Genomic DNA, 8,032 nt, shown 5'->3' on the forward strand with positions numbered 1-8,032 from the left:
CGCGCAGCCGGTCGGTTCGGGCGGTGAGCTCATCGAGGCGGTCGGCGATCTTCGGGTGGCCCGTCTCCAGGAAGGGCCGGGTCTCGGCGAGCGGGGCGAGCAGGCGGGCGGGGTCGTTGTTGCCGAGCGCGTCCAGCAGGCGTTCTATGGCGGGGGCCGCCGCGGCGGTGAGGCCGTCCAGGGCGCCGATCTGTCCGGCGAGGCGGCGCAGTTCCGCGGCGTTGTCGCGGGCCCAGGTGGTCACCGCACGGTCGGCGGCGCGCTGGTCGCGTACGGCCTGGACCCGCTGCTCACCGGTGCTGCCTGACTCGGTGCCGGCGTCGGCGTCGGGGCGCATGCGCAGGTAGCGGCGCTCGGCGGCCTGGCGGCTCTGGACGCCCATCGGTTCGGCGAGGTCGGCCCAGGTGGCGCCGGCGCCGCGGGCGGTCTCGATCAGGCCGGTCTCCCAGCCTGTGAGTTCCTCGCGAAGGTGGCGCAGCATCAAGAGCGCGGACAGGGCCTGGGCCGGGTCGCTCTGTCCCGCGTCGTCCGGGGGTGCGTGGCGGGCGGTGCGGGCGGCGGCGTCCATCATGCCCAGCGCGGCGGCGGCGGCCAGGAACGAGGCCGGCCCCACCCCGGCCTTGCCGGTGTCCTGCGCATCCATGTCGTCACTCTTTCGCTGACTGAGTGTTTGTCATCGCCTGGATGACAGACTACAGCGGTTCGTGTCGCGCCGCACCGGTGCGAACAAGACCTTTGGACCGGAGGTGTCCGACGATGTCCATGCGCACTGCGGCGACCCACCAGTCGCCCCCTGGGTCCTGGCCGCGGCCGACCCCGATTCCGATGGACGCCTGGCGCGACGGCGACACGTTCTACGTCCAGTTCGACCTGCCCGGCATCAACCCGGACGCGCTCGACCTGGACCTCGAGAAGAACACGCTCACCGTCGAGGCTGAGCGCCGCCCCACGGAGCGCGACGCGGGCGCCGAGGTCCAGTTTCACCGCGATCCGGCCGAACGGGCCGCGACTGTTCGGCATCAGCATCACGTTGAACTGACTGCCCGTCAGAAATGAGCAGTCGAAGGGCCTCTCCGCCGCCGGGGCTCCGCACCGGCGCCCCGACCACAACCCGTACGGAGCGGCTCATGCGCTCCGTACGGGAGAAGTGCGCCGACTGGCTCCTGCTGTTCAAGCGAGGGCACGCGGAGGAGATCCTCGGCGGGGAGCGGGCCCGGCGGTGCTACGCGGCGGGTGCGGCGCGCCTGGGCGTACGGCGGCGGTCGGAGGAGCTGTGAGCGTCGCGGCCGGAGGCGGCCCGGGTGTCGCCGGCGGGGCGGCCGCGGCGGCCGCGGCTCGCGGACGGGCCGCGGCGGGGCCGCTCGACGACGGGGTTGGCGACCACGGTGGGAATGCCGGTGGGCACGCGGGCGCCGGTGATGCGGGCCAGGTCCTCGTCGCCGGAGCTGACCCTGGTGGTGACGGGGGTGATGCCGGCGCTGGTCATCATGCGGGCCGTCGCGCGGCGCTGGCTGGGCAGGACGAGGGTGACGACGCTACCGGACTCCCCGGCCCGGGCCGTACGCCCGCCCCGGTGCAGGTAGTCCTTGTGGTCGCCCGGCGGGTCCACGTTGACGACGAGGTCGAGCCCGTCGACGTGGATGCCGCGGGCGGCGACGTTGGTCGCGATCAACGCGGTCACCTCGCCGGTGCGGAACTGCTCCAGGGCGCGGGTGCGCTCGGGCTGGGACTTGTCGCCGTGCAGGGCCGCCGCCTTCACCCCGTTCGCGAGCAGGTCCTCGACCAGGCGGTCCGCACCGTGCTTGGTCTCGACGAACATGATCACCCTGCCGTCGCGGGACGCGATGTGGGCGATCGTGGCGTTCTTGTCGGAGTTCTGCACGTGCAGCACGTGGTGCTCCATGGTGCTGACCGCTCCCGCGGACGGGTCCACCGAGTGGGTGACCGGGTCCTTGAGGAAGCGCCGCACCAGACGGTCGACGTTGCGGTCCAGGGTGGCGGAGAACAGCATGGTCTGGCCGCCTTCGGCGACCTGGTCGAGGAGCTCGGTGACGTGGGGCAGGAAGCCCATGTCAGTCATCTGGTCGGCCTCGTCGAGCACCGTGACGCCGACCCGGTCCAGCCGGCAGTCGCCGCGCTGGATCAGGTCCTTGAGCCGGCCCGGGGTGGCCACCACGACCTCCGCCCCGCGGTTGAGCATCCATGCCTGGCGGCTCATCGACGTCCCGCCCACCACGGTCGCCATCCGCAGGCGTACGGCGCGGGCGTAGGGAGCGAGGGCCTCGGTGACCTGCTGTGCGAGCTCACGGGTGGGGACCAGCACCACGGCCAGCGGGCAGCGCGGCTCGGCCCTCTGCCCGGCAGTGCGGGCCAGCACGGCGAGGCCGAACGCGATGGTCTTGCCGGAACCGGTCCGACCCCGTCCGAGGACGTCGCGGCCGGCCAGCGAGTTCGGCAGCGTCGCGGCCTGGATCGGGAACGGCGCGGTGACACCTTGGTGGGCCAGCACCGACAGCAGCCCCTTCGGCATGTCCAGCTCGTCGAAGGACTCGACGGCCGGCAGTGCCGGGGTGGTGCTCACCGGCATCGCGAACTCACCCTTCGTGGAGGGGCCCCGAGGGGTGCTCCGGCCGGAGGGACGCCGACCGTTGGCGGGCCGGCCGCCGCTGGAACGGACGTCGGTGTCGTGGTACGAGGGGCGACTGGAGCGGGCCATGCGGAGAACCTTCCTCGGGGCGGCACGTCACGAGGAAGGCCTCCGTGGCGCAGGACGCCGGGCGGAGACCGCAAGGGAACGGGCCGGAAGTGTGACGGGCGGAGCGTGGACGGTGGAACCGTGCGGCACGTCGCCTACGGTCGGCGCTCACCGCGCAAGGCGGGAGCGGAGAGCCTCGAACCGTGAGCTGTCACGGCGGGGCGGCGGTCCGGACGCCGCGCGATGAGTCCCGCGCGGGGATGGCCGCCGGTGGCGGAGCCAGGGGCCTGAACGGCCGGGGGATGCGCCGTGGCACGATGCCAGAGGGGCCCGCACCGGGCATGTGCACGGTGCGGGCCCCTCGCTACCAGGCGGGTGCCGTGGCAGAAGAACTACAGCGGGCGAATGTTCTCGGCCTGCGGGCCCTTCTGGCCCTGCGTGACATCGAACTCGACCTTCTGGCCCTCAAGCAGCTCACGGAAGCCGTTGGCGTTGATGTTCGAGTAGTGGGCGAAGACGTCGGGGCCGCCACCCTCCTGCTCGATGAAGCCGAAGCCCTTCTCCGAGTTGAACCACTTCACAGTGCCATTAGCCATTAAAAATCTCCTTCAAGGGACTGTCCGAAGCACGCACAGCGCGGGCTTCGAGTCACCGCATGGAGCGCCCACCGGGGAAGAGCCGGGGAACAGAAAATGCGCCTGCAACACATCAGCAGGCGCACACAAAGTTCATGGGAACCACTACTGCAACTAATTCGACTGTAGCAGGCCACGGCCCGCCATGGAGGGATTTTTCACCTCCGGTTTTGCGGGAGCCTTCCCCAGGGCGGCCGGTTCCGAGCCGGGAGGACCGTGAACACGCCTGGAAGGCAAGCCACTTGAGCAGCCGGCCCGCACCCGATCTGGGCCGGCTGCTCCCGGGAGAGAGTGATTCCCGCGGTGTGGAACGCATGCCCGCACGGCGACAGCACCTCGGAGGCGGCGCACCACGCCGCCCACCGTGCCATTCAAGGCGAGCACTGGACGGCGGGCGCGGCATTCCGGCCCGACTCGAACTCGTATGCGCCGAAAAGGCCCGCGCCCGCGCTTCCAGGCGCATACTGGCCTGAAATGACGAAATTCTCAGCAGGTCGCCGCCCCCTGTCCACCAGCCCCTTCAAGCCCCGGGCGGAGGCACCGCGCAAGCACTTCGCCGTCGGCGACCGGGTCACCCATGACAGGTACGGCCTCGGTCGGGTCATCGGCGTCGAAGGTGACGACGACATCGCGGTACTCGTCGACTTCGGATCACGGCAGGAGCGCATCACCCACCCGTACACCGCGATGTTCAAACTCTGACCGGACGGGCGGCTTCGCATGATGCCAATTCCTCTCCCCAGCGCTTCCTCTTCCGGGCCGTGGACGGTGCCCGACGCCCCGCTGCTGCCTCGCCTGCTGGTGGTACCACCCGGCACCGACCCGACGACGGCCGCCTCGGCGATGGCCGGCGCCTCGGCTACCGGAAACCACACCCCGGCCGCAGAACTCCTGCTCCGCTGAGCGAACCAGGCACACGCCGGCACCATCGCGTGCCGGACCACTCCGACCGAGGTCTTCTCCGACGAGCCACACAACGCTTCCGCCACGAACGTCGGCGGCGTCAACCGCGCCGCCCCACAGCGCCGCGCCGAAGGCCACCGACCGCGTCCTGACCGCCGGAGAGCGCCACCTGCGCCTCGTCGTCGACGAGCACGCCGACCACCACAACGGACACCGGCAGACCCCGCTGACATGCCGAGCACCACTCCGTTGCTTCAGATGGCCAGTCAATATGCCGGGTAAGAAACGAAGTTGGTGGCGCACAGCGGGCCGATCGGCACCGTTGGCCAGGAGTACGGTCCTGGCCGGAGGTGACTCCCGGAGTCCACTCCCGGGCGCGGTTTCGTCCTGGGTGCGGACGAACTCCCCTGCCCCGGAATGGTCCTCTTGATCCAGGCCGGGAATCACCGGCGCCATTCATCGGAGGGGTCCTTTCGTGTACGAGCATGCACCGCAAAGCCGCTTCCCGCTCTCCCGCCGGGGCGGCCGGCACCGGGCGGTGGCGGTCGTGACCGCCGTGGCCGCCGGGGTCATGACGGCCTCGGCGCTGGCACCGACCGCGGCGTTCGCGGGCGGCAGGCCGGACAGCGTCCAGTCGAGCCTGAACGCGCTGGTGAAGGACGACGGTCTGCCCGCCGCACTGGCCTCCGTCAAGGGCCGCGACGGCCGCACCCGCAACTACACCGCCGGCGTCGGCGACCTCGCCACCGGGGCCGGTGTGCCTGCGGACGGGCAGGTACGGATCGGCAGCAACACCAAGACCTTCACCGCCGTCGTCGTCCTCCAGCTCGTCGCCGAAGGAAAGATCGACCTCGACGCATCCGTCGACACCTACCTCCCCGGCCTGCTACGCGGCGACGGTATCGACGGGCGCAACATCACCGTCCGTCAGCTGCTCCAGCACACCAGCGGCCTGCCCGACTACGTGAACAAGGGCGCGATCCTCACCAGTCCGACGCGGTACTACGAACCGCGTGAACTTCTCGACGCGGCCCTCGCCCAGAAGGCTCACTTCGCCCCGGGCACGCGCTGGGAGTACAGCAACACCAACTACCTGATGGCGGGCCTGATCATCCAGAAGGTCACCGGGCGGCCGCTCGGTGAGGAGATCACCAAGCGCGTCATCGACCGCATCGGCCTGCGCCACACCTACTTCCCCGCCCCGGGGGACATGAGCATCCACGAGGCCCACCCCAAGGGTTACGACCGGGACGCCGACGGCTCGCTCCGCGACTACACCGAACTGGACCCGTCCTGGGGCTGGGCGGCGGGCGCCGCCGTCTCCACCAACAGCGACATCAACCGCTTCTACACAGCGCTGCTCGACGGTCGCCTCCTCCCGGCGGCCCAGCTCGCCCAGATGCGCACCACCGTCCCCGCCGACGAGGTGGCTCCGGGCGTCCGCTACGGGCTGGGCCTGGTGGGCCGGCCGCTGTCGTGCGGCGGCCTGTACTGGGGCCACGGCGGGACCATTCCGGGCTACTACACCGCCGGGGGCGCCACCGACGACGGCCGCGCCACCAGCATCGCGGTGACCATGATCCCGAATGACGCGGTCGAGCAGCACGTGGCGGCCGCGGTGGACTCTGCCCTGTGCCGCTGACCCTCCCCGATCCGGCCTGAGCGTCCGCACCGGTACGACCAGCGGGTTCTGCGCGCACCTGCGCGCAGAACCCGCGCACCCTACCAATTCCCCCCCTCCAGCAGAGGAGTTCCTCCGTGAACGAGCACGTACAGCACTACCGGGCCCACCGACGCCGCCGTGGCCGGCGCGGGTTGGCGGTGGCCGTAGCCTCCGTGGCCGCCGGCATCGTAGCGGCCTCGGCACTGGCACCGACCACGGCGTTCGCGGGCGGCAGGCCGGACAGCGTCCAGTCGAGCCTGAACGCGCTGGTGAAGGACAACGGCCTGCCCGCCGCACTGGCCTCCGTCAAGGGCCGCGACGGCCGCACCCGCAACTACACCGCCGGCGTCGGCGACCTCGCCACCGGGGCCAAGGTCCCCGTGGACGGGCAGATACGCGCCGGCAGCAACACCAAGACCTTCACCGCCGTCGTCGTCCTCCAGCTCGTCGCCGAGGGAAAGGTCGGCCTCGACACACCCGTCGACACCTACCTCCCCGGCCTGCTGCGCGGCGACGGCATCGACGGGCGCGCCATCACTGTCCGGCAACTCCTCCAGCACACCAGCGGCCTGCCCGAGTACATGAACGCCCCCGCGCTCTCGGACTTCACCCCCATACAGTTCCGCTACTTCGAGCCCCGCGAGCTGCTCGACGGCGCCCTCGCCCAGAAGGCGCACTTCCCCGCAGGAACCAGCTGGGAGTACAACAACACCAACTACCTGGTCGCCGGGCTCCTCGTCCAGAAGGTCACTGGACGACCCGTCGGCGAGGAGATCACCAAGCGCGTCATCGACCGCATCGGCCTGCGCCACACCTACTTCCCCACCCCCGGCGACACCACCGTCCACGAGGCCCACCCCCAGGGCTACTACCGCAGCGCGCTGGACGCGCCCCTGGTCGACTACACCGACATGGACTCCTCCATGGCCTGGGCGGCCGGGGCGATCGTCTCCACCAACACCGACCTCAACACCTTCTTCACCGCACTCCTCGGCGGCCGGCTCCTGCCCCCGGCACAGCTCGCCCAGATGCGCGCCACCGTCCCCGCCGAGCCCCTGGGGCCCGGGGTCCGCTACGGGCTGGGCCTGCAGAGCAAGCCGCTCTCCTGCGGCGGCCTCCTCTGGGGCCACGGCGGGACCATCGTGAGCTACCGCTCCCGCGGCGGTGTCACCGACGACGGCCGCGCCGCCAACATCACGGTCACCACCATCCCGGACGAGGCCGGCGCGCAGCACATGGCGGACGCCCTGGACGCGGCCCTCTGCCGCTGAGCCGAACCGGGTTCGACCCGACTCCGCCCACCCCGGCCCGCCTCAGCCCGCCGGGTTCGTGCGCCGGGCCTCCACCAGGCCCGACTCGTAAGCCGCGATCACCGCCTGGGCGCGGTCGCGGACACTCAGCTTGGCGAAGATGCTGGTGATGTAGTTCTTGACCGTGGAGAGGCTGATGCCCATCGCCGACGCGATCTCGGCATTGTCGAGGCCGGTGGCCAGCAGGTGCCACACCTCGATCTCACGGGGCGTCAGTTCACCCAGGTCGGACACCGGCACCGGCGATGGCGACCGCGGCAGGCGGGGCGTGGTGACGTAAGTGGAGATCAACCGGGTGAGCAGGCGCGGCGCCACCACCGCCTCCCCGGTGTGCACGGTGCGCACGGCCGCCGAGAGCTCCTCCGGGGAGACGTCCTTGGGCAGGAACCCGGAGGCGCCGGCGCGCAGGGCAGCCACCACGTACTCGTCCATGTCGAAGGTGCTCAGCGCCAGGACCCGGCATGCGGGCAGCTCCCGCGCGATCCGCTCGGTCGCCTGGACCCCGTCGAGAACCGGCATCCGGATGTCCATCACCACGACGTGCGGCCGGTGCCGGTGCGCGAGGTCGACCGCTCGCTGCCCGTCGTCCGCCTCGGCCACCACCTCGAACGCCGGGTCCGGTGCCAGGATCAGGGCCAGGCCCCGCCGCACCAGCGGCTGGTCGTCCGCGATCAGCACCCTGATCCGCTCCGGGGTTCCCGTCATCCGAGCCGTTCCTCTCCGTCGGCCGGTGCCACCGGCAGGCTGGCCACCACCCGGAAGCCACCACCGTCGACGCCGCCGGCCACCATGCTGCCGCCCTGCAGCGCGACGCGTTCGCGCATGC

At 71.4% G+C, this 8,032-nt stretch carries 8 protein-coding genes; 4 read left to right on the plus strand and 4 right to left on the minus strand.

All coding sequences use genetic code 11. The annotated features are described in order from the left end of the window. Positions 1 to 643, minus strand: a 643-nt coding sequence (locus J0670_RS22910; protein ID WP_207813527.1) for a hypothetical protein, incomplete at its 3' end; no start/stop codon positions are given. Between the two features lie 182 nt (positions 644 to 825). Here J0670_RS22910 and J0670_RS40575 point away from each other — a divergent pair. Further along, a complete protein-coding gene (locus J0670_RS40575) occupies positions 826 to 1,056 on the plus strand; it encodes an Hsp20/alpha crystallin family protein (protein WP_243437384.1) in 231 nt (76 codons plus the stop codon). A 166-nt stretch (positions 1,057 to 1,222) separates the two neighbouring features. On the opposite strand, the gene J0670_RS22920 is transcribed toward J0670_RS40575, so the two are convergent. Both J0670_RS22920 and J0670_RS22925 read right to left on the minus strand, forming a co-directional pair. After that, positions 1,223 to 2,716 carry a DEAD/DEAH box helicase gene (locus J0670_RS22920; RefSeq protein ID WP_207813529.1) on the minus strand — a complete coding sequence of 498 codons (1,494 nt, stop codon included), beginning with the start codon at positions 2,714 to 2,716 and terminating at the stop codon, positions 1,223 to 1,225. 371 nt (positions 2,717 to 3,087) lie between these two features. Continuing rightward, positions 3,088 to 3,291 (minus strand): cold-shock protein, encoded by a 204-nt coding sequence (locus J0670_RS22925; RefSeq protein WP_045694210.1) that lies wholly within the window; start codon positions 3,289 to 3,291, stop codon positions 3,088 to 3,090. Between the two features lie 513 nt (positions 3,292 to 3,804). Here J0670_RS22925 and J0670_RS22930 point away from each other — a divergent pair. The 3 genes from J0670_RS22930 to J0670_RS22940 all read left to right on the plus strand — a co-directional run bounded on the left by J0670_RS22930 (position 3,805) and on the right by J0670_RS22940 (position 7,167). Continuing rightward, positions 3,805 to 4,032 carry a hypothetical protein gene (locus J0670_RS22930; RefSeq protein WP_207813530.1) on the plus strand — a complete coding sequence of 76 codons (228 nt, stop codon included), beginning with the start codon at positions 3,805 to 3,807 and terminating at the stop codon, positions 4,030 to 4,032. 676 nt (positions 4,033 to 4,708) lie between these two features. Then, positions 4,709 to 5,875 (plus strand): serine hydrolase domain-containing protein, encoded by a 1,167-nt coding sequence (locus J0670_RS22935; RefSeq protein ID WP_374223146.1) that lies wholly within the window; start codon positions 4,709 to 4,711, stop codon positions 5,873 to 5,875. Positions 5,876 to 5,991: 116 nt separating this feature from the next. Next, positions 5,992 to 7,167, plus strand: coding sequence for a serine hydrolase domain-containing protein (locus J0670_RS22940; protein WP_374223147.1), 1,176 nt, complete (start codon positions 5,992 to 5,994; stop codon positions 7,165 to 7,167). Positions 7,168 to 7,209: 42 nt separating this feature from the next. On the opposite strand, the gene J0670_RS22945 is transcribed toward J0670_RS22940, so the two are convergent. Next, on the minus strand, positions 7,210 to 7,911 hold the full coding sequence (locus tag J0670_RS22945; protein WP_207813531.1) for a response regulator transcription factor: 702 nt from the start codon (positions 7,909 to 7,911) through the stop codon (positions 7,210 to 7,212). Between the last annotated feature and the right edge of the window lie 121 nt (positions 7,912 to 8,032).

Source organism: Streptomyces sp. FH025 (genome assembly GCF_017427025.1).
Taxonomy (GTDB): Bacteria; Actinomycetota; Actinomycetes; order Streptomycetales; family Streptomycetaceae; genus Kitasatospora.